At 47.6% G+C, this 20,942-nt stretch carries 16 protein-coding genes; 8 read left to right on the top strand and 8 right to left on the bottom strand.

The features are described 5' to 3' along the window. The first annotated feature begins 5 nt into the window (after positions 1 to 5). The 8 genes from RT717_RS07785 to nhaD all read left to right on the top strand — a co-directional run bounded on the left by RT717_RS07785 (position 6) and on the right by nhaD (position 12,399). Entirely contained in the window at positions 6 to 1,823 is a 1,818-nt protein-coding gene (locus tag RT717_RS07785) for a sensor histidine kinase (protein WP_317491172.1), read from the top strand. 3 nt (positions 1,824 to 1,826) lie between these two features. Beyond that, a complete protein-coding gene (locus RT717_RS07780; RefSeq protein ID WP_317491171.1) occupies positions 1,827 to 2,513 on the top strand; it encodes a response regulator transcription factor in 687 nt (228 codons plus the stop codon). A 125-nt stretch (positions 2,514 to 2,638) separates the two neighbouring features. Next, complete coding sequence (locus RT717_RS07775) at positions 2,639 to 2,899, top strand: UPF0175 family protein (protein WP_317491170.1); 261 nt, start codon at positions 2,639 to 2,641, stop codon at positions 2,897 to 2,899. A gap of 274 nt (positions 2,900 to 3,173) precedes the next feature. Beyond that, positions 3,174 to 4,442 (top strand): alginate export family protein, encoded by a 1,269-nt coding sequence (locus RT717_RS07770; protein ID WP_317491169.1) that lies wholly within the window; start codon positions 3,174 to 3,176, stop codon positions 4,440 to 4,442. A 52-nt stretch (positions 4,443 to 4,494) separates the two neighbouring features. Beyond that, positions 4,495 to 5,853 carry a NarK family nitrate/nitrite MFS transporter gene (locus RT717_RS07765; protein ID WP_394854125.1) on the top strand — a complete coding sequence of 453 codons (1,359 nt, stop codon included), beginning with the start codon at positions 4,495 to 4,497 and terminating at the stop codon, positions 5,851 to 5,853. A 110-nt stretch (positions 5,854 to 5,963) separates the two neighbouring features. Then, positions 5,964 to 9,482 carry a molybdopterin-dependent oxidoreductase gene (locus RT717_RS07760; protein WP_317491167.1) on the top strand — a complete coding sequence of 1,173 codons (3,519 nt, stop codon included), beginning with the start codon at positions 5,964 to 5,966 and terminating at the stop codon, positions 9,480 to 9,482. 18 nt (positions 9,483 to 9,500) lie between these two features. Further along, the gene (locus RT717_RS07755; protein ID WP_317491166.1) at positions 9,501 to 10,931 is read left to right on the top strand and encodes a rubredoxin; all 1,431 of its coding nucleotides are present in this window, start codon (positions 9,501 to 9,503) and stop codon (positions 10,929 to 10,931) included. A gap of 166 nt (positions 10,932 to 11,097) precedes the next feature. Then, the gene (gene nhaD / locus RT717_RS07750) at positions 11,098 to 12,399 is read left to right on the top strand and encodes a sodium:proton antiporter NhaD (RefSeq protein WP_317491165.1); all 1,302 of its coding nucleotides are present in this window, start codon (positions 11,098 to 11,100) and stop codon (positions 12,397 to 12,399) included. A gap of 20 nt (positions 12,400 to 12,419) precedes the next feature. Here the strand turns inward: nhaD and RT717_RS07745 are convergent, their stop codons facing one another. The 8 genes from RT717_RS07745 to RT717_RS07710 all read right to left on the bottom strand — a co-directional run bounded on the left by RT717_RS07745 (position 12,420) and on the right by RT717_RS07710 (position 20,871). Next, positions 12,420 to 12,638 carry a GDCCVxC domain-containing (seleno)protein gene (locus RT717_RS07745; RefSeq protein WP_317491164.1) on the bottom strand — a complete coding sequence of 73 codons (219 nt, stop codon included), beginning with the start codon at positions 12,636 to 12,638 and terminating at the stop codon, positions 12,420 to 12,422. Between the two features lie 56 nt (positions 12,639 to 12,694). Next, complete coding sequence (locus tag RT717_RS07740) at positions 12,695 to 14,710, bottom strand: copper-translocating P-type ATPase (RefSeq protein ID WP_317491163.1); 2,016 nt, start codon at positions 14,708 to 14,710, stop codon at positions 12,695 to 12,697. Between the two features lie 22 nt (positions 14,711 to 14,732). Beyond that, a complete protein-coding gene (locus RT717_RS07735; protein WP_317491162.1) occupies positions 14,733 to 15,314 on the bottom strand; it encodes a DUF2911 domain-containing protein in 582 nt (193 codons plus the stop codon). Between the two features lie 125 nt (positions 15,315 to 15,439). Beyond that, positions 15,440 to 16,873, bottom strand: coding sequence for a multicopper oxidase family protein (locus tag RT717_RS07730; protein ID WP_317491161.1), 1,434 nt, complete (start codon positions 16,871 to 16,873; stop codon positions 15,440 to 15,442). A gap of 248 nt (positions 16,874 to 17,121) precedes the next feature. After that, on the bottom strand, positions 17,122 to 17,625 hold the full coding sequence (locus RT717_RS07725; RefSeq protein ID WP_317491160.1) for a DUF3347 domain-containing protein: 504 nt from the start codon (positions 17,623 to 17,625) through the stop codon (positions 17,122 to 17,124). A 143-nt stretch (positions 17,626 to 17,768) separates the two neighbouring features. After that, a complete protein-coding gene (locus tag RT717_RS07720) occupies positions 17,769 to 18,188 on the bottom strand; it encodes an HYC_CC_PP family protein (protein WP_449555773.1) in 420 nt (139 codons plus the stop codon). A gap of 199 nt (positions 18,189 to 18,387) precedes the next feature. Beyond that, on the bottom strand, positions 18,388 to 19,383 hold the full coding sequence (locus tag RT717_RS07715; protein WP_317491158.1) for a zinc-binding dehydrogenase: 996 nt from the start codon (positions 19,381 to 19,383) through the stop codon (positions 18,388 to 18,390). A gap of 66 nt (positions 19,384 to 19,449) precedes the next feature. Continuing rightward, positions 19,450 to 20,871 (bottom strand): DUF5689 domain-containing protein, encoded by a 1,422-nt coding sequence (locus RT717_RS07710; RefSeq protein WP_317491157.1) that lies wholly within the window; start codon positions 20,869 to 20,871, stop codon positions 19,450 to 19,452. Between the last annotated feature and the right edge of the window lie 71 nt (positions 20,872 to 20,942).

The following is a 20,942-nucleotide window of genomic DNA, read 5'->3' as shown; positions in this document are numbered from 1 at the left end:
ATTCCATGAACCAAAAGCACGTAAGATCCAAATTTGAAAGGTTAGGTAGGTTCTACATTCTGGCGCTATCCGGTATAGCTGCGATCATCATCATTAGTCAGGTGCTTATCCAGAACTTCATCGCAAGCCAGCAGGATGATTCTCACGTTATCAACGTGGCAGGCAGGCAACGGATGCTGAGCCAGCGGATAGCAAAAGCGGCGCTGCTGATTTCCCAGTCGGAGAGCCTGGAGGAGATGAAACAACATGCCGACGAATTGAAAAACGTGGTTGATCTTTGGGAAACCTCGCACAATGGTTTGTTGAAAGGCGACACGACTGCTGGTCTCAAGGGGAAAAACAGCCGGCAAATTGAAGCGATGTTTGAAACAATTACCCCCTACTACATCATTATCATTGAAAATTCCAGGGCCCTGATAGCCAGAGTTGCTTCCCGCTCTAGTTTTGATGAGCCACTACAGGTCGCAGTAAAAGAACTCACTGCTACCATCCTGCAGAACGAAGGGCCATTCCTTGCCACCATGGACGACATTGTGTCCCAGTATGACAAGGAAGCAAGGGCCAGGGTCGATAAACTAAGCGTTACCGAGCTCATATTGGTGGCCATCTCCCTCTCCATTATAATCCTTGAGTTCATTTTCATCTTTCAGCCCACCGCCAGAAACGTCAACCAAACCATCAAAAACCTGGCAGAGTCGGAGCTATCCTCCAATCAGATGGCGCACGAAATCAACAGGCTTTATGTGGAGCTGGGCAAGTCATATCAAGACCTGGAAGCCATAAAGGTAGAGCCCAAAAGCTATGCCGTCCTCTGCAAAACCAGAGACGACGGTGCCATTTACTGGACATCGGAGTTTATGCGGGAAAAGTTTGTTGACGAAACCACCAAATTACCCGAGTCGCTTTTCGATTTTTTCAAGCACGACGGACACCAGAGAGATGCCATAGAAGGTGTAAAAAAACTTCTGAGTGAGGGAAAAACCTGGACAGGAGAAATGAAATTTACTGAAGTATCAGGAGACTTCCTCTGGCTTGATTTAACCATTACTCCTACCACCAACCGTACTGGCGGCAATGAATTGATGGTGGTTGGCAGAGACATCACCGATGTGAAGGAAGCGCAAATGATGGCCCGGGAGCTCAACCGGGAAAAAATTGAGAAGAGCGTGAACGAACTTCGATACAGGTCGGTGCTGATACTTGAAGGCCAGGAGGAAGAACGCAGCCGCCTGGCCAAAGAGCTGCACGACGGCATCGGGCAAATGCTCACCGCCATGAAAATGAACCTGGACTCAGTGTCATTGACCGGGGCCAGCCACAACAGGCAGCGGCTGGACGACATTAAGCATTTCCTCAACAGTGTGATGAAAGAGGTTCGCCGTGTTTCCTTCAACCTGGCACCCAGCAGCCTGAGCGACTTTGGCTTGGTGCCGGCCGTGCGAAAGTTTTGTACGGAGGTCAACAAGGTTTCGGAAATTGAAGTGGAGTTCGTAGACAAAACGCAGTTCATCAATAGGTTGGAGAACAATATTGAGATGAACATCTACCGTATTGTACAAGAAGGAGTGAATAATGCCATTAAATATTCGGGAGCTAAAAAAATAACGATAACTTTCTCCCATAATCCGAGCCAGCTCACTATTAGTATTGTGGATGACGGCAAAGGGTTCGATTACAAACAACTGGCGGAAACCGGCCACTTTACGGAATCGGGGCATGGAATTTTCAACATGAAAGAAAGAGCCGCTTTTGTAGATGCTGATTTCCAGATTGAATCCGAAAAGGGAACGGGAACACATATCGCTATAACAGTACCTATATAAACTATGCCTGCTATCAGAGTAGTCCTTGCCGATGACCATGAAATTGTAAGGAACGGCATTAAAATATTATTAGAAAGTGAAGGAGATTTGGAGGTAGTGGGCGAAGCCTCCGACGGCCAGGAAGCGCTGGATGAATGCAAAAACAAGCAGCCTGACATTTTGATTGTGGACATTAACATGCCAAAAATGAATGGAATCGAAACCATTCGCCAGCTCAAATCCTACTCACCCACCACCAAAGCCCTGGTACTTTCCATGCATGAAGATGAGGAGTATATCCTTCAATCTGTAGAAATGGGCGCCACGGGGTATTTACTGAAAGGCTCCAACAAGCAAGAGTTTCTCAAAGCCATTCATACGGTTCAAAAAGGAGAAAAATACTTCACCGGTGATATCTCCAATATTTTGGTACAGCATTACCTCAACCTGAGAAACAAGACAACTACCTCCCCCACTCCACAAGAAACTGGGGACAATGCCCTGACAAAGCGGGAAAAGGAAATTTTAAGCCTGATCTACAAAGGCGAAAGCAACAAAGACATTGCCGAAAAACTCGACAAAAGCGTTCGAACTATTGAAACACATCGTTTCAACATCATGAAAAAGCTGGATGCCAACAACCTGGCAGAACTTCTACGTAAAATTGATGGAGATACCTCTCTGAAACAGGCTTTGGAGTTGAACCAATAGTCTGGTGGCCTGGTTATTTTCTGGAGCCACGCAAGCTTGACCTTTTTTTGAATGGCTTACCCATACTGGTTAGCTTTGAGGAAAGGTCAAAATTATTCCTATTTTTAATAAACTTCTGCAAGAATATGAGCACCAAGACAATATCTGTAGATTTCCCCTCTGATATCTTACTTGCACTCAACGAGAGTGAAACCGATCTAAAAAAAGATATAAAAATCTCTCTAGCCATCAGATTGTATTCATTGCAAAAGCTAACCATTGGAAAAGCATCGCAATTAGCTGGCGTATCAAGGCTGGCATTTGAAACCATCCTTTCTGAAAACAATATCCCAATTTCAAATCTTACGATTGAAGATGTAATGGGTGACAGTCAAAAACTTCAATAGCGAACTTGACGGAGTTTAAGGCGGCAATGGTTAGCCCTGGCCACCCTCTCACGATAAACACAGCCCTGTTCTATGAACCCCACAAGAGTATAACTGGTTAATCACTTGCATGGCTTCAATTTCTAAGCCTTTTCACGTTCTGAAATTGCCAAATATTCATTTGTCAAGCTCCAAACTATGGATATAATATTTTTACGTATAATTACGTAATTATTTAGTCACTGTCTACGTAATTTAAGTGTTAGTACGTACTTTTACATGAAAGACGTACAGCATGAGAAAAATCTACCTATTCCTATTCATTTCCTGCCTGGCTGCTATTGAGGTTAATGCCCAATTCAGTATTGGTGGAGAGGTACGACCACGTACAGAGTATCGCCATGGTTTTAAGACCCTGGCCAGCGAGGATGCCAAACCGGCATTCTTTACCGAGCAGCGCTCCAGGCTCTATTTTGATTACAAGTCTGACAAAGTATCGGCCAAAATCACCTTCCAGGATGTCCGACTATGGGGCGGTGCCACGCAGGTTTACAAGTCAGATGCTGCGCTAACCAACGTGTATGAAGCCTGGGGACAATACAATTTCACGGAAGCCCTTTCCATCAGGGTCGGTCGGCAGGCGCTGGATTACGACAACGCCCGCATACTGGGTAACCTGGGCTGGGCTGCACAGGGCAGATCACACGACCTGGCACTCTTTCAGTGGCAGAAAAATCAGTCGAAGTGGCATGTTGGTGCTGCCTTCAATCAGGAAGATGTACTGTCGCCGTCCGAGCCGGGCAGACTAAAGAACACCTACTACTTCCTGGGAGGTAACTACAAAACCATGCAGTTTTCCTGGTTTAATCAGGCTTTCGAATCCGGTAATGTGTCTTTTCTTGTGCTCAACAACGGGGTGCAATCTGCTGTTGATTCGGCAGTCTATTTCAGCCAGACCGCCGGGGCATATGCAGTTAAAAAACTTGGAAAGGTAAGCCTGAATGGTGAAGCTTATTATCAGTTTGGCAAAAACCCGTCGGGCAAATCGATAGGTGCCTTCCTGTTGGCTGCCAACATCACCTACCCGGTGGGAAAAACACCTCTCACATTGGGTGTCGACTACCTGAGTGGAGCGTCTTCCACCAGCAGCAAAGACAATGCTTTCAACCCGCTTTATGGTACTCACCACAAGTTTTATGGGTACATGGACTACTTCTACGTGGGCAACGGGCACGGCAACGTGGGTATCAAAGACCTTTATCTAACAGCTAAATTCAAACTTTCTGAAAAAGGAGCACTTGAAACCGGCGTTCACCAGTTCATTAGCGGTTCTGAGATTCCATCCGCAGATAACAGTTCCTACAAAACCAACCTTGGTACTGAGCTTGATCTGGTTTTCAGCCAGGCTTTCAACAAAGACGTGCTTTTGCATGTCGGCTATTCCCAAATGATGGCCACCTCCAGCATGGAAATCATTAAGCCTGGAGGTAGCAGCAGTTCTTTTAACAACTGGGCGTGGGTCATGCTGACCATCAAGCCTACTTTCTTCGAATCTGCCCCTTGACCCTATTCATACAATCAATTCATCCATTCAAAAAGAAATGACCATGAGTATCATGACAAAATCAAATAAGGCAACCCGGATTGATATGTTCAATTTCAGTTCGGTACAAATGCGCACATTTCACCTCACGTGGCTGGCCTTCTTCCTTTGCTTTTTCGGCTGGTTTGGTTTGGCTCCCATGCTACAGATCGTAAGAGACGACCTTGGCATTACTACTGATCAAATTGTAACCACCAACATGGTAGCTGTTGCCTCCACCGTCTTCATGAGGCTGTTTGTTGGCTGGCTTTGCGATAAAATCGGGCCACGTATCACCTACACCTGGCTGCTGGTGTTGGGTGCTATCCCTGTGATGCTGGTAGGCCTTTCTCAAAGCTACGAGCAGTTCCTTATCGCCCGTATGTTCATCGGAGCCATTGGCGCCTCATTTGTCATTACCCAATTTCACACCTCGGTGATGTTCGCTCCCAATGTGGTGGGCACTGCTAATGCCACCACTGCTGGCTGGGGTAACCTGGGCGGCGGCGTGACACAACAAGTAATGCCGTTCGTCTTCGCCGGAGCGCTGGCTTACTTTGGTTCTGAGCACCTCGCCTGGCGCTACGCCATGATAGCTCCCGGCTTTCTATTGTTGGTAATGGGCTTTGTTTACTACAGATACACAAAAGACACACCTGAGGGCAACTACTCAGAAATAGAAGAGAAGGTAGCGCATTCGAAATCAGGCAACAGTGGCAAGGTTTTCAAAGAGGCATTGAAGGACTACAGAGTTTGGGCTTTGTTTCTCATTTACGGAGCTTGCTTCGGCGTGGAGTTGATCGTGAATTCAAAGGCGGCACTCTACTTTGCCGATTATTTTACCATGGACCTGAAGACTGCAGGCCTGATTGCCGGCCTGTTCGGTCTGATGAATCTGTTTGCCCGCTCTCTGGGCGGCATGCTGGGCGACAAGTTTGGCAAAACCAACGGTCTCAAAGGCCGTGTAAAGTGGCTCTTTGTTTCCCTTTTCTGCCAGGGAATCGCTCTCGTAATATTCTCACGAATGGGCACAATACCAACCATCATTGGCTCACTGCTGGTTTTCAGCATCTTTGTCCAAATGAGCGAAGGAGCCACGTTTAGCGTGGTACCATTTGTCAACAAAAAGGCCTTAGGAGCAGTATCTGGCATTGTTGGTGCTGGCGGCAACGCCGGTGCAGTAGCAGGCATGTTCCTCTTCAAGAAAGAGCTCACCGGCCTTGAGTGGCCTGAGTCGTTTATGATCCTGGGCTTCATTGTGGTGGCTGTATCATTTACAGTTTTTGCCGTCAAATTCTCGCCCGTCATGGAAAAGGAAGCAGAAAAAGAAATGGAGGAATTGCTGGCTTCTGTGAAGGAGACTCAGTTGAGTCCGGAACGTGTACCCGCATAACTTTTCATACTACTGAATTGGTTAAAAGGAACCCTGGGGCGGTGCAAATTGGAAATGGAAACCTGCCGCCCCACTGTTCCCTTTTTCATTGACCCTTTAGATTGACTCTTATGAAAGAATCTACAGATAAAGTCCTAAAATCAACCTGCTCCTATTGTGGTACGGGTTGTGGCGTAGAAGTATCTGTTGACAAAAGAGGAAGGCTGAACTTAACTGGTGATGCTAGTCACCCAGTGAACAAGGGCATGCTCTGCTCTAAAGGAAGGAACCTCCATTATACTGTTTCCGATCACTCCGACCGCCTCCTATATCCACAAATGCGGTGGAGTAAATCACACCCTATGCAGAGAACGGACTGGGACACCGCCATTGGCAGAGCGGCTGCGGTGTTCAAGTCTTTAATTACTAAATACGGCCCTGACTCCGTAGGTTTTTATGTGTCGGGCCAATGCTTGACCGAGGAATATTACCTTGTCAATAAGCTAACCAAAGGCTTTATTGGCACCAACAATATTGACACCAACAGCCGTCTGTGCATGAGTTCAGCTGTGGCGGCCTATACCCAAAGCCTTGGTGAAGACTCGGTGCCCATCTCCTACGAAGACATTGAACTGGCCGACTGTTTTCTCATTGCAGGTGCTAATCCGGCCTGGTGCCACCCCATCCTTTTCCGCCGCCTTGAACAACACAAAGAACAACACCCTGACATCAAAGTGATCGTTATCGACCCGAGGGTTACCGATTCGTGCAGCCTGGCTGACCTGCATTTACAGCTCAGGCCCGGCACCGACACGATCCTGCTTCACGCCATAGGAAGATGCCTCATAGAAAATGGCGATATCGATCTGGAATTCGTTCAGAACCATACCGACGGCTACGAAGACTACAAACAAAAGGTACTCAGCACCTCTCTGGAAGAAGCTGCCCATATCTGCGACGTTCCGCTGGAGCAAATCAAGCAGGCTGCCAGCTATATTGGCAATGCTACCGGCTTTATCACCATGTGGGCCATGGGACTCAACCAAAGCACTGAGGGGCTGAGTAAAAACCTGGCACTGATCAACCTGAACCTCGTCACAGGCCAGTTAGGTAAACCAGGTTCGGGGCCCTTCTCGCTCACTGGTCAGCCCAATGCCATGGGAGGTCGGGAAGTCGGCGGTATGGCTACTCTTTTGGCGTCACACCGGAACCTGCTCAACCCTGAACACCGAAAAGAGGTGGCCGCCTACTGGGGCGTAGACCATATTTCGGAGAAGCCTGGCAAAACAGCCACGCAGATGTTCGAAGCTTTGCGAAGCGGCGAGATGAAAGCCATCTGGATCATCTGTACCAACCCTGTGGTGAGCATGCCCGATGCCCGCCTGGTAGATGAAGCACTGAAAAACGCTCGATTTGTGGTGGTGCAGGACATCTCCACCCAATCGGACACCTTGCAGTATGCGGATCTTGTGTTGCCAGCTGCCGGGTGGTTGGAAAAGGAAGGCACCATGACCAACTCCGACCGGCGCATAAGCCACCTGAACAAAGTGGTGTCTCCACCGGGCGAGGCTTTGGCTGATAGTGAAATACTGATCCGTTTTGCCAGGCAAATGGGCTACCATGGCTTTGATTACCAAAATCAGGCAGAAGTTTACGCCGAGCACTGTAGCATGACCCGGGGCACAAAAATCGACATTTCGGGGCTTAGCTACGAAAGACTGAAGAAGGAGGGCTCTTTTCAATGGCCTGTTCCCGACTCGGTTCACCCGGGCACGCCCAGACTTTTTACCGACAGCCAGTTTTACACAGCATCAGGTAAAGCGCAGATCAAGTCTGACACACCAACAAATCTTACCGAGGAGCCAACTCCTGATTATCCCCTCATCCTCACCACGGGCCGCATCCGTGACCAGTGGCATACCATGACCCGCACAGGCAAAGTTAATAAGCTCAGGCAGCACATCGACAAGCCTTTTCTGGAAATTCACCCACACGATGCAGCAGAAAGAGGGATCAAAGAAGGGATGGCCGTAGAAATTGAAAACAGCAGGGGCAGCGTGCAAGTGGTGGCCAAACTGACTGATACAATAAAAAAAGGAGTTGTTTTCCTGCCCATGCATTGGGGCAAAACATTACAAAATGACCTCACAAGGGCCAACAACCTTACTTCCTCAGTGTTTGACCCTACTTCCAAGCAGCCGGGATTCAAATTTTCGGCGGTAGAGGTAAAACCGCATAAGAAACCAGCGCAGAAAATTGTCATTGTCGGTGCTGGGGCAGCAGCCTATCGCTTCATCAACACCCATCGGGAGCTCAACCTGGGCGACGAAATTCATGTATTTTCAAAGGAAGAATTTCCGTTTTATAACCGGGTATTGCTGCCTGAATACATCAATGATCAAAAGCAGTGGGAAGACCTGCTCAAATTCAAAATTGGAGAATTCGAACAACTCAACGTGCATCTGCATCAGTCAAACAGTATTGAAAGTATTGACCCGGCACTCAAGATGGTCACTGACCAGTTTGGTGTGAGCCATAGCTACGACACTCTGGTGATGGCCACCGGCAGCCGGGCGTTTGTCCCACCTGACGTACCTATGCACTTACCTGGCATCTTTACCATGCGAGACCGCCGCAATGCCGACGAGCTGAAAGCCACCGTGGGCCAAGGCAGTCACGTGGTGGTTGTGGGCGGTGGATTGCTTGGCCTGGAGTTGGCAGCTGCCCTTGCCGAGGTAAAAATCAAAGTGAGCATCATCCAGCTCTCATCAAGGCTGATGGAGCGGCAACTCGACAGCCTGGCCAGTTCTTTGCTGCGCCAGGAAATCGAAAACATGGGCATACAGGTCTATACCAACGATCAGGTGCAGTCGGTAGAAAGGATCAATGAGCAGTGCCTGGAGGCCAAACTAAAAAGTGGCAAGAGCCTTATCAGCCACGCTATTGTGTATGCCATTGGCACCAGGCCCAATTTGGAGCTGGGCAAAGAAGCTGGTCTTGACTGCGGCAGAGGTATCAAAGTCAACGACTATATGCAAACCAGCGACCCGAGTATCTACGCCCTGGGCGAAATAGCGGAGCATGACGGACAGCTCAATGGCATTACCGCCGCCGCCGAGAAACATGCAGACGTGCTGGCTCACTACCTCAATGGCGACCTGAGCAGCCGATTCACAGGCTGCACGCCGATGAACATCCTGAAAATGGCCGATGTTTCGCTGTGTTCCATAGGCATGGCAGAGGCACCTGAAAATGACCCCGCCTATGATGAAATATTGCTTGTGGACAAGGGCCTCTCCTACTACAAAAAGTGCATCATTCATCACGACAAGCTGGTGGGCGTCATTCTTATGGGCGACAAGGCTGAGTTTGCCGAGTTCAGGGAATTGATAGAAAATGGCACGGAGCTGTCGGACAAACGAAAAAGCTTGCTGCGGTCGGGCTCGCAAAAAGAAGCTGTGCTGGGCAAACTGGTGTGCAGCTGCAACAATGTTGGCGAAGGCAATATCAAAAAAGCCATTGCCGGTGGATGCAGCGATTTGCCGTCCCTTTGCAAAGCTACTGGGGCCGGACTCGGCTGCGGCAGTTGCAAACCTGAAGTAAAAAATATTCTTAATCTTGAGGCTATTCCTGCCGAAGTTCTAAATTGACCGTGAGTGCAAGAAACAATGGATAAACTCAATCTGGTAAGGGTATTTGTAAAGGGTGGCATCATCTCACCAGGCGACTTTTTGAAGATCATTCAAACCGCCAGCCATTTGGGCTCTTCGTATATCCACTTTGGCTCCAGGCAGGACATCCTCTTTCCAGCGGACACCTTTGATAGGAGCTATCTTGACAAAACGTTTGCTTCCATTCAAACAGACTACGAAATCAACGCCAATCAGTATCAAAACATAGTAACCTCCTACGTCTCTCTCGACGTAATGCCTCGCAGAAGCTGGCTGGCGCCACATATCTATCACTATATACTCGACTCGTTTGACTACCGGCCGGGCTACAAAATCAACATTGTCGACCCCAGCCAAAGCATGGTGCCGTTGGTATCCGGTCAATTCAATTTCATCGCATCGGGTATAGAAAACTACTGGTATTTGTACCTCAGGTCAGATGAAATGGGCAGCAGGCCCTGGGCGGCACCCAGCTTGATTTATGGCTATGACATAGCGAAGATGGCCAGAGCACTGGAAGAAGCCAGAAACGAAAAAGAAGACATATCCTTTGAAAGCCTGTACCAGACTGCCCTTGAACGAGTAAAAATTAACACACAACCTGTAAAAGAAGCCCTGGTTTATCCGGATGTCAACTTCCCTTACTACGAAGGGTTCAACCGTATACCCGATGGAAAGTATTGGCTGGGGCTTTACTGGCGAAACAATCAGTTTGACATCAGGTTTTTGAAAGCGCTTTGCCAGCGATGTATCGAAACAGACATAGGGAAAATCAGTCTTTCACCATGGAAATCCTTTATCCTCAAGGGCATTGAAGAAAAACATCGTATTGGTTGGGAGAAACTACTCGGCAGGTATGGCATCAACATGCGGCACTCATCGCTGGAGTTGAACTGGCATATCCCTGTGCTTGATAACGAAGCCATGGAACTAAAAAGCTTTCTGGTTCGGGAAATGGACAAAATGGATATCAGCACATACGGGCTTACTTTCTCTATCGTGTCCAACAAAAATGTGACACTTTTTACCTCTGTGGTCATCGAAAGAAATGAAGCAGGGGGTGATGTGCCGACATACAATATCCAGTTCTCCAAAGACTTCAACCCCAACCTGATGGAGTACCAGTACTTTGTGAAAGACATCACAAAGGAAATCATCCCTCCCCTGCTGCTGGAGCTTAGCTACATGTACTACGAGCAACTGGATGAGAAAAGCAATGAAAGAAAAAAAGAGGTCAAAGTAGAGCTTTCAGATGCAAAGTCGCACTACCAATGCGAAGAGTGTTTGACTATTTACGACGAAAATTTGGGTGATACAGCGAGCGGAATAGGCCCGGGCGTAGCATTCCATCAACTACCTGAAACATACACATGCCCTACCTGCGGAGCGCCCAAAAATTCCTTCCATAAAACAAGCCTAAATGCGTAACTAGCGGACTTTAGCAGCACGTTTTTCCGTTTGAAATTCCCCCAAAATAAACATGCCACTTTGAGTTGTTTTTACCAAAGTAAAAACAACATTTGTATCTACTTTGCTTCTGTAAACTGTCAGACCAAAATCATTTCATTTTGATTATAAAACACGGCGGTTTACTATGCACATTCTCCTCATATTAGTCTTTGTCGTTGGTTATCTATGCATTGTATTTGAGCACAGGCTAGGCATCAATAAAACAGCTTTTGCGCTTCTAACAGGCATTCTCTGCTGGACCATTTACTTTCTTGGGAGCAGCGACATCTCAGAACCCTGGCTTCTCCTGCACGATCACTTGTCGGACATCACCAGCATTCTGCTGTTTCTGATGGGGGCCATGACCATCGTGGAGTTGGTCGACAACCACAGAGGCTTTCAAACCATCACTAAACGGATCACCACCAGAAATAAAATCCAGCTACTCTGGGTTATTAGTCTGCTTACCTTTTTCATGTCGGCCATTCTGGACAACCTCACTACCTCCATTGTAATGGTTTCCCTGCTTCGCAAGATCATTCACACCAAAGAAGATATTAAGTTCTTTGGGGGTGTGGTAGTGATAGCTGCCAATGCCGGCGGTGCCTGGACACCCATTGGCGACATAACCACCACTATGCTTTGGATCGAGGGTCAAATCACAAGCTGGAACATTATCAGGAGCCTTTTTATTCCAAGCCTCCTGTCAATGGTTGTTCCCTTAATCTTTATCTCTACTCGAATGAAAGGCGTATTTGACAAAACTTCGATTCAAAAACCGACAGACCATGTCAAAGATTTTGATCGCAGACTTATTTTTGGTGTTGGTATGGCGGCACTTATTTTCGTGCCCATTTTTAAAACCCTCACCGGTCTCCCTCCTTTCATGGGTATGCTGCTTGGGCTGGCAATTTTATGGGTCACAGTGGAGATTTTGCAGAGAAAAGCTCCTGAAGAAGTAACGGCCAACTTCTCTGTGATCAGGGCCCTACAAAAGATTGACGTATCAAGTGTTTTCTTCTTTCTGGGCATTCTGCTGGCAATAGCATGCCTGGAAAGCACTGGTCAGCTGGAAGCACTCAGCCAAACTCTATCTGAAAAGATAGGAAACAACGACCTTGTTATTTTCGTAACGGGCATCGCCTCCTCTATTATCGACAACGTGCCGCTGGTTGCTGCAGCGCAGGGTATGTACCCTTTGCCTCCTCCCGATCCTTCTGTGGCTATGGAGGGCATAGAGTATTTCCCCACTGACAGCAGAATTTGGGAGTTTCTGGCTTATGCAGCCGGCACTGGTGGAAGTATGCTGATCATTGGATCAGCTGCGGGCGTAGCTGTGATGGGCATGCTAAAGATTGATTTCGTTTGGTATTTCAAGCGCATCACTCCCTGGGCCTTGTTGGGCTACCTTGTAGGAGCAGGGGCTTATTTACTGATTAATTATTAGCGCTCAACCAACTCCTTCTTTCAGGAACAACAGTCCTCCCCTTCGCTCATTTGAATTGGCGGGCATGGCTTAGTACCATAGCTGCAATACACGCAGCAATCACCGGCTTTGGGCTTTAGCACTTCGTGACAGCTTTCACATTCATAGAAGAATTGGCATGCGTCAGTGGGCATGGTTTCGTCTTTTTGATGTCCGCATTTCGGGCAGGTAATCTTAGATTCTAAAATAACTTCATTCATTTTCAATGATGTTCAATGTCTTAAATGTCCCCCCTAGCGGTCAACCCGCCTGGCTACTATTTCATCGACCGCTTAAGCAGCTGAGCGTTAATGGCCACGATGATCGTGCTTAGGCTCATAAACACAGCACCAATGGCTGGACTTATCACCAAGCCGGGAATAAACCCAGTCGCTAACGGCAACGCAACGGCGTTGTAACCCGTTGCCCATACAAGGTTTTGAATCATCTTCTTGTAGGTGGCCCTGCCAAAAATTACCAGATTGGCAATGTCCTTTGGGTTGCTATTCACCAGAATGATATCGGCCGTCTCTGCCGCCACATCGGTTCCTGAGCCCACTGCGATACCCACATTGGCCTGAGCAAGCGCCGGGGCGTCATTTACTCCGTCGCCGGTCATGGCTACAAAGTGACCTTCCTTCTGAAGCTTCTTAATGATGTCGACCTTTTGGTCGGGCAGCACCTCGCTGTAATAGCCATCGAGTCCCAGCTTATCACTAACTGCTTTCGCTGTCTTCTCATTGTCGCCAGTTGCCATGAATAGCTTCATGCCTTTCGACTTCAGTGTTTTGATGGCATCGGCACTCTCCTCCCGGATTTTATCAGACAGCGCTACAAACCCGACCAACTTTTCTTCCCGGAGCACAAACACAATAGTCTCAGCAGCATCGGCACCCGCTTCCTTCGGCACGTCGATGCTCTTTTCCTTTAAATACCCTGGGCTTACTACTTTCCAGTTTTTGCCATCAACACTTCCCTGAATACCCTTGGACGTTAGAGATTCAAAATTCTCCACTTTTCCCAGCGTCAATTTCATCTCTTTAGCAGCCTTCACAATACCTTGTGCAATAGGGTGTTCTGAACTTTGCTCCAACGACGCCACAGCTGTCAACATATCTTCCTTCTTCAGGTCATCGCTCAGGCTTTCGTACCGGGAAACACCAAACTTACCTTCCGTAAGGGTGCCTGTTTTATCGAACACAAACGCTGAAATCTTTCTCGCATTCTCAAAAGCCGTTCTGTTCCTGATTAGCAGCCCCTTGCTTGCCGAAACTGCGGTAGAAATAGCCACGACGAGAGGAATAGCCAGTCCCAATGCGTGCGGACAGGAAATCACCATCACAGTCACCATGCGCTCCAGGGCATAATCGAACGGTTTACCCATGACGAGCCAAACGATGAGCGTAATGGCACCAGCACTTAAGGCCACATAGGCCAGCCACTTGGCAGCCGTATTGGCCAGGTTCTGCGTTTTCGACTTTGCCTTTTGTGCGTCCTGCACAAGTTTAATCACCTTATTCAGGTAGCTCTCCTCCCCTGTCTTCGCCACCTTCACTTTGAAGGACTGATTGCCATTCACAGACCCACCAATAACCTCATCCCCTTTGCTCTTTTTCACCGGCTTACTTTCTCCTGTAAGCATACTTTCGTCCAGGTAGCTTTCACCTTCCGCTATCACACCGTCAGCGGGAAGCTTTTCGTTAGCTTTAATGAGAATGATATCGTTCTTCTTCAATTCGCTAACCTGCACATCCTTCACATCGTCCCCTTTAACAAGGTGCGCATCTGAAGGCATCATCTGAACGAGAAGTTCCAGTGCCCGGGAAGCCCCCATCACCGACTTCATTTCGATCCAATGCCCCAGCAACATGATGACAATCAGCGTGGCCAACTCCCAGAAGAAGTCTTTTCCCTCCAAGCCGAATACCACTGCCGAACTGTAGCCATAAGCTACAGTAATAGCCACCGCAATCAGCAACATCATGCCTGGTGTCTTCTCTTTTACCTCATCGACAAACCCTTTCAGGAATGGCCAGCCACCATAAAAGAATATCACCGTGGACAGCCCAAACAAAACATATTGATCGCCCGGAAAACCGAATTCGAACCCCAGCCATCCCTGCACCATCTTGGACAGCGCCAAAATAGGCAGCGTTAGTGCGACGGACACCCAAAACCGTTTTTTGAAGTCCTCAATCATGTGGGCGTGGTGACCGTGGTGGTGCGAACCGCTGTGTTTAGAATGTTCGTGAGCATGATGCTCATGATTGCTAGTATGATGATGATGTTCCATTGTGCTGATTTTAAGTCTGTTACTATTTGTCGCTGAACTCCAGGGTCACACCCAGTTTTTCCCACGTCATGGTAATAGCTCCCTTGCTATCCCCTTTGTCCTCAATATTATAGTTAAGCCTTTCCTGGAGCGGAAGATCAGTTTGAGGTACTACTTCGACACGTACCACGTCTTCGGCTGCGGAATAATCATCTGCTAAATGCTGTTCCCAATTTCTATTGATAATTATCTGCCAAGAGTCCTTACCGGGAATGGTGAATAAGGCATACTTCCCTTCTGGTACTGTTACCCCACCTATTTCTACATCTTTCGAAAAGGTGATGCTGGTAGCACTGTGAGCACCCGTCACCCACACTTCATTGAAAGGCACAAGGCCTCCCCATATCACCCGTCCTCTCGCTCCGGGAGCATGGTAAGCCATAGAAACGTGCACCCCTCCCACCTGTCCATGGGCTTCCTTGGGGATGCTTTTTTTCAGGGTATCCACCGAAGCAACCACAGGTTCGGTGGCGTGGTGCTGGTGCTCATCCGTGGAAGATTTCTTTGACTCGCAGGCGGCTGTTAGCAACACCATCGCTAATAAAAGATAACTTAGGTTTTTCATGATGGTTTGTTTATTTGATAAGATAAATCAATGATTAATTACTAAGGTGAAAATTTTATAAGTCTGTCTGAGCATTGCTACCCGGCTGCATCTGCTACGAGCAGAGCACCAGGCACTTCTCACAACTATACAATTTCAAAGTTGAGCATCATGCCATCATCCTCATGCTCCAGGTTATGGCAATGAAACACAAAACCTCCAGGCGTATCTGGGAAAGTCATAATAAGTCTGACCTTCTCCTTCGGAAAGATCAAAACGGTGTCCTTCCATCCTTTCTCCGAGGGGATAATACCATTCCTCCCCCCCGTTCTTGACAATATTTGAAACTGAACTGCGTGTATGTGGATCGGGTGTATTTCATCGCCTGCATTGTCAAACTCCCAAATTTCCGTGGCCCCGGCTTTCACTGTCTCGTCAACTCTGCCTCTCTTATAAGACTTTCCATTGAAAGTATGCATAGCTCCACTACCCATCATCCCCATCCTGTTAATCTCAAAGTTCCTGACTTTAGTTGCTTGATTTTCAGGAATCTTGTCGATGACCGAAAGAGAGCCGGGTGGCTGAAAGGTGTCACCGCTTGATGCCCCGATAATAAATTTCATGATTTTGAAGCTCTCGGCTCCTTGCGACGATCCCCCATTGAACTTTTTGCTTTCCAAATAGACTTCAGAGCCTACTGGTTCTGCCGAAAAATCTACCAAAACGTCCAGTCGCTCGCCAGGGCCAAGCAAGACTTCATTGACATCTTCAGGCGCACCAAGCAGACCACCATCGCTCCCAATTATTTTCATGCCCAAATTGGGGCTCAGAGCAAGGTTATAAACCCTTGCAGTAGATCCATTCAATATCCTGAACCGGTACCACCTCCCCTGAACTTCGTGAAAAGGTGATACTACGCCGTTTACAGTGATCGTCTGACCAAAGTACCCGGCCATCGTCTCCATCATAGACGGGTCATAGACCAATTTACCTGCCTTCAGCCTTTTGTCCTGAATGATTAGTGGAACCTCAAAATAGCCAGCGGGAAGCCCGAGCGCCAGCTCCTCGTCATCATTGATAATAAGCATTCCGGCCAGGCCAGTATGCACTTGCCTTGCAGTGGCGCCATGCGGATGCGGATGATACCAGTGGGTTCCGGCTCTTTGATCAATTGGAAAACTGTATTGAAATGATTCTCCAGCTTTTACAATGTCGACAGGATTGCCATCCATGTTAGCTGGCACCTTCAGCCCATGCCAGTGTACGTTTGTTGGCTCGGATAGAGCATTTTGCACGCTGGCAATAAGCATCTCGCCCCTAAAAGCCCGAATGGTGGGACCCAGAATATTGCTCCTGTAGGCGAACGTGCTGGTTGTTTTGCCTTCTAAAATGCTGGTTCTTTGGCTAGCTGGATTCAAATCAAGAGACGCTCCAGCTTCTTCCGGCAATGGCAATGGCCTATCAAACCCAGTGTCTAAGATGCCTGCATTGCCATCCCTGTCATGGAACATGCAGTTCTGAAGAACCATGGGTAGAGCTACAGAACCAGCGGAAAGCTTTACAAAATGTCTTCTCTTCATACCACGGGATATTATAACAGTTTCTTTTCGGCCCTTCTAAGCTTTTTTACACTTTCGCACATACATTTTCGCAGCGTCACGACAATGGCATCCTATTTAAGTTCGCTGCCTTTGATGCCTGTTTCAATGGCCGAAATACTCAAAAGACTTCAAGTACTTCAGCCTTTAAAAACACCCTAAACAGTGGCGATTGAGCTTTTTTGAATGATCAGTGCTATGAATGATCATTATCATTTTTCGCCTGTCCCTTATTCAATCGTCTCCTTCACGCTGCCGCAGGAAAGCATCTTGCTCCCGTAGTAAGGATTCTTTATTTCCTTGTCGTTAGAAAGCCACGAACCCTTGGCCATAGGACAATAATCCAAATAGATAGTGCCCATTGAAAGCTTAGCTCCCTTCACCAGGGCAGCCATCTCATTGCTTAAACCCACAAAAGCTTTGCGCTGGTCATCCAGCGTAGTGGCCCTGGCTACTTTGGCTACTTCGGCAAGCGCAGACTTACTATTGTTTACCGCTGCCAGTGACTTTTGAAGTGCGGCTGCAGCAGTGGCTGCGCTTTTTGATTCCGAGGCCACCAATGCCTCTTTCAATTGAATGTATGCGCCATAGGCAAGCCCCATGTTCTGATCTTCAAACATTGGTGCCATTTGTTTACTTGTAGCCTTTTCAGCGGTGCCACTGGCGTGGTCGTGTTGTGCACTTGCAGAAAGGCTTAATAAAGCCATGCTGAGTATTAGAATTGACTTTTTCATATTAATAGATTGTTGATGCAGCCATCGGCCACATGTATGTGTGACAGTTGATAAATAAATTTCGTGGAAATAATATGGAGGGGGAGCACGAATACCCGAGAGTATTTTGGCGCTACCTTGAAACTCCCAAATTGATCAGGGGCCTAAATAAGAAATGACTGAACGAGCACTTGAATATCTCGATCTATCAATGGGGGAACGTATTCATTGCTGCAACGCTGACTGCTTCTTTCCGCCGCCAAAAAAAGTGAGGTAAAAACTACCTGTGTGGCATAGCTGGAGGCAGGAATATCAACAGACATGGTACTTTTCATATCCGTTTGAGCCTCTACTAGCTGGCTGAAATCAGAGCAGCAATCGCTCCTTTTCAGGTTTCCGCCAGGGTTGTGATTGTCGGAAGCACACCCCGGGTTTTCATTCATTGAGCAAGCCGAAGCGTCAACAAAAAAAGCTACACTTTCAACCCTTCCTCCACATAAATGCGTGTTGATGGTGAAACTCATTGAGCTCAAGAGCACAATGCAGGAAAAGAGTATTGCAAATATTTTTCGGAACGGTTGCATGCGTCGTAAAAACGCACACAAGCTAAAAAAAGTTTTCCAGTAGGTAAGAATAAACTTTGCAGTGCAATGAACGGCTCATTCAAACCGTTCCGAAATATGACTTTACCGGCCAACATGCCCAGTCGGCGTCAAAGCGTGACGCAGAAGTAGTTGTACCAGGCATATTGTACAAAAAACTATCTCCCTGGTAGGTCATTGATCACAAAGTTATGATCATTTTCCCCAATTGTTGGCCTAACTCCATTCTTTCGAAAGCCTTATTAATGTCTTCGAGGCCAAATAGGCTGTCAACTACTGGGTGTAGCTTATAGACGCCAAAGAAATCTATCATTGCCCGGAACTCCTCATCATTTCCCATAGACGATCCATGAATAGATAGCTGCTTCCAAAAAATGGTGCTTGGATTCAACTGGGTGATTTTCCCCGCTGTTCTTCCAAAAAGGACTATTCTGGCACCTGGATTGGCTATCTCTGTAAGGGCTGCAAAGCCTGTTCCGGCCGCACTATCGATGATAATATCAAATCCTCCGACCAATGCCAGCAGCTTTTTGTCCCATCCAGGTTCCTTGTAGTTGACACCAGCTTTGGCCCCAAGACTGACGGCCATTTGAATTTTCTCCTCGCTGCCTGAGGTAACATAGGCGTTGGCACCAGCTGCAATGGCGAATTGCAAGGCAAACAGAGCGGCTCCGCCACCTACTCCCGTGACCAACACGTTGCTTCCTGTTTCGAGTTCCCCTCTAATAAAAAGGGCCCGGTAAGCAGTAAGCCCTGCCAGCGGTATGGCTGACGCCTCGTCGAAGTCCAGATGCGAAGGTTTTTCATAAACGTACTCAACGGGTATACTGATATACTCGGCGAATGTTCCGTTTCGGGGGAAACCGAGAATTTGATAATCGGGCCCCTGCACTCGTGGATTACTCCCCCAGTTCAACGAGGGATTGATCATTACCGCTTTACCTATCCATGTGCTCGCCACACCAGGCCCGACTTCCGTTATTTCCCCAGCTCCATCCGATCCCATAATGACTGGGGACTGGCTAACGATGCTCTGCTCCCGCATCGACCAAAGTTCATGATGATTGATTGATGCCGTTTTTAGTTTAACCAGCACTTCGCCTTTGGCGGGTGCGGGGGTTTCCATTTCGGCCACCTCCAGCTGATATGACGCCTGATTGAGTACAGCTGCTTTCATGCGTTTTGAGTTTAATTATCGAATTCCAGAAAAAAACCACCCTATTTTGAGAGTGGTTTTCGAAAGTTACCTAAGAATATCCTGGAGATCTTGCGGTAAAATCCGGCCCCAGTCCCCGACTATACCGGTTACAGTTACAGTTCCTTCCGGTAGCTTAAAATGACTGAAAGATGCCCTCGGATAGGTATTAACATACGCACCGGATGCCTCAGAAACAATGGCCCAAGTACCATTAAAGGCCTTGGCCCCGTCGGCATCTCTAAACTTAACACCAGTAATAGTCACCCTCTTTCCTTCATAGTTTCCTGAATAGAGTTGGTCAAAAGTAATTACTTCGGGCGCTACTGTCTGGTTGTGCTGAAGCACCACGCCAAGCATATCATGTACATTGGCAATGCCCTTTTGTCCATTGAAATTATTACCAGATCCGTTCACAAGATTGATGCGAACTCTATCGCCCGTTTTCAGGAAGTTCCTACCGGTGAAACGCAACATAATGCCACCTGTTTCATCCTGAATATAGGCTGTTTTGTCATCGATGACGTTGTCTGCCGACGTGATCACTCCCTCGATTAAATAGTCAGTCGACATCCAAAATTCGCCATCAAACTCATCGAAGTAGTCCCTAAGCTCAGCAATGCTGTGCACCTCAACTGCTTGTTCTTCATCATTTTCTTCTATTCGCACAGCCAACTGCAAAATCTCTCCTTTTTCAAGCCTGCCCGTAGTGGCATCAATGCTGAAGGTCATCTCATAGGTACCTAGCACCAACGCATCATCGGCTGGAAAGATGATGAACTGAACAGCGCTTGCACCGGGCAAAACCTCTATCTCAATCATATTTTGAACAGCTGCTGGTGCAGTAGTGAAATGAGTCCCATAATTGCGACCGTTGGGTGCGTCAATCACAAGCGTTACCGTTTCCTTTTCAGTCAAAGGATTGGTCAGCTTGAGATTAACAGCGTACCCATTCACTTCGTATTCTGAAAGGTGAAGGAATACATCCTCGAAATTGATTCTCGCTCCCGCTGGCTCTTCGGGCAATTCCAAAAGCTTTACATTTGACGTTGCCTTACTACCAATCAAATAGCCTTGCGATACGTTGGCTACAGTGAGAGTAATTGTCGACTCGTCCCTTTTGTTGTCGTTTTTCAGCCTGTGCACTGTAAAAATGTTTGTGCGCATTACCTCCTGAAAGTCCATTCTCACCACGCCGTTCACTGCCGCTGGCTTAGTAACGAAGTCCTCACCATACACCGCATCGCCAAATAATTTGACAAAAACAGTGCCGTCGGTTGGCGCATCAGCGCTTAAAGCCACTACCACCTGCACGGAATCGCCTACCTCAGCAATATTGTGGGTAGTGTTTAAAAATTCGACTGACACGGCTACCGGACCTGGTTCCTGATCGTCGTCTTTGGAACAGCCAAACAGCGTTGCACCAATGGCAACAGCATAAAAAAATGATTTGAAAAAATGAGTTTTCATTGAATTTTGAGTTTTACCTTTAAATAATGTGTTGTTGAAAAAAGCGTATAATTATCCTGCAAATCCGACTA

This window comes from Imperialibacter roseus (assembly GCF_032999765.1).
Classification (GTDB): domain Bacteria; phylum Bacteroidota; class Bacteroidia; order Cytophagales; family Cyclobacteriaceae; genus Imperialibacter; species Imperialibacter roseus.
The sequence above is the reverse complement of the archived record's forward strand: the minus strand, read 5'-3'. Positions and strand labels throughout refer to the sequence as shown.

What these genes read in the sequence shown, in the direction of transcription:
- RT717_RS07710 (WP_317491157.1), bottom strand. Translation starts at nt 20,871, where the DNA reads ATGAAAACTCATTTTTTCAAATCATTTTTTTATGCTGTTGCCATTGGT.
- RT717_RS07755 (WP_317491166.1), top strand. Translation starts at nt 9,501, where the DNA reads ATGGATAAACTCAATCTGGTAAGGGTATTTGTAAAGGGTGGCATCATC.
- RT717_RS07730 (WP_317491161.1), bottom strand. Translation starts at nt 16,873, where the DNA reads ATGAAGAGAAGACATTTTGTAAAGCTTTCCGCTGGTTCTGTAGCTCTA.
- RT717_RS07740 (WP_317491163.1), bottom strand. Translation starts at nt 14,710, where the DNA reads ATGGAACATCATCATCATACTAGCAATCATGAGCATCATGCTCACGAA.
- RT717_RS07760 (WP_317491167.1), top strand. Translation starts at nt 5,964, where the DNA reads ATGAAAGAATCTACAGATAAAGTCCTAAAATCAACCTGCTCCTATTGT.
- RT717_RS07715 (WP_317491158.1), bottom strand. Translation starts at nt 19,383, where the DNA reads ATGAAAGCAGCTGTACTCAATCAGGCGTCATATCAGCTGGAGGTGGCC.
- RT717_RS07780 (WP_317491171.1), top strand. Translation starts at nt 1,827, where the DNA reads ATGCCTGCTATCAGAGTAGTCCTTGCCGATGACCATGAAATTGTAAGG.
- RT717_RS07765 (WP_394854125.1), top strand. Translation starts at nt 4,495, where the DNA reads ATGACAAAATCAAATAAGGCAACCCGGATTGATATGTTCAATTTCAGT.
- nhaD (WP_317491165.1), top strand. Translation starts at nt 11,098, where the DNA reads ATGCACATTCTCCTCATATTAGTCTTTGTCGTTGGTTATCTATGCATT.
- RT717_RS07720 (WP_449555773.1), bottom strand. Translation starts at nt 18,188, where the DNA reads ATGCAACCGTTCCGAAAAATATTTGCAATACTCTTTTCCTGCATTGTG.
- RT717_RS07745 (WP_317491164.1), bottom strand. Translation starts at nt 12,638, where the DNA reads ATGAATGAAGTTATTTTAGAATCTAAGATTACCTGCCCGAAATGCGGA.
- RT717_RS07735 (WP_317491162.1), bottom strand. Translation starts at nt 15,314, where the DNA reads ATGAAAAACCTAAGTTATCTTTTATTAGCGATGGTGTTGCTAACAGCC.
- RT717_RS07785 (WP_317491172.1), top strand. Translation starts at nt 6, where the DNA reads ATGAACCAAAAGCACGTAAGATCCAAATTTGAAAGGTTAGGTAGGTTC.
- RT717_RS07770 (WP_317491169.1), top strand. Translation starts at nt 3,174, where the DNA reads ATGAGAAAAATCTACCTATTCCTATTCATTTCCTGCCTGGCTGCTATT.
- RT717_RS07775 (WP_317491170.1), top strand. Translation starts at nt 2,639, where the DNA reads ATGAGCACCAAGACAATATCTGTAGATTTCCCCTCTGATATCTTACTT.
- RT717_RS07725 (WP_317491160.1), bottom strand. Translation starts at nt 17,625, where the DNA reads ATGAAAAAGTCAATTCTAATACTCAGCATGGCTTTATTAAGCCTTTCT.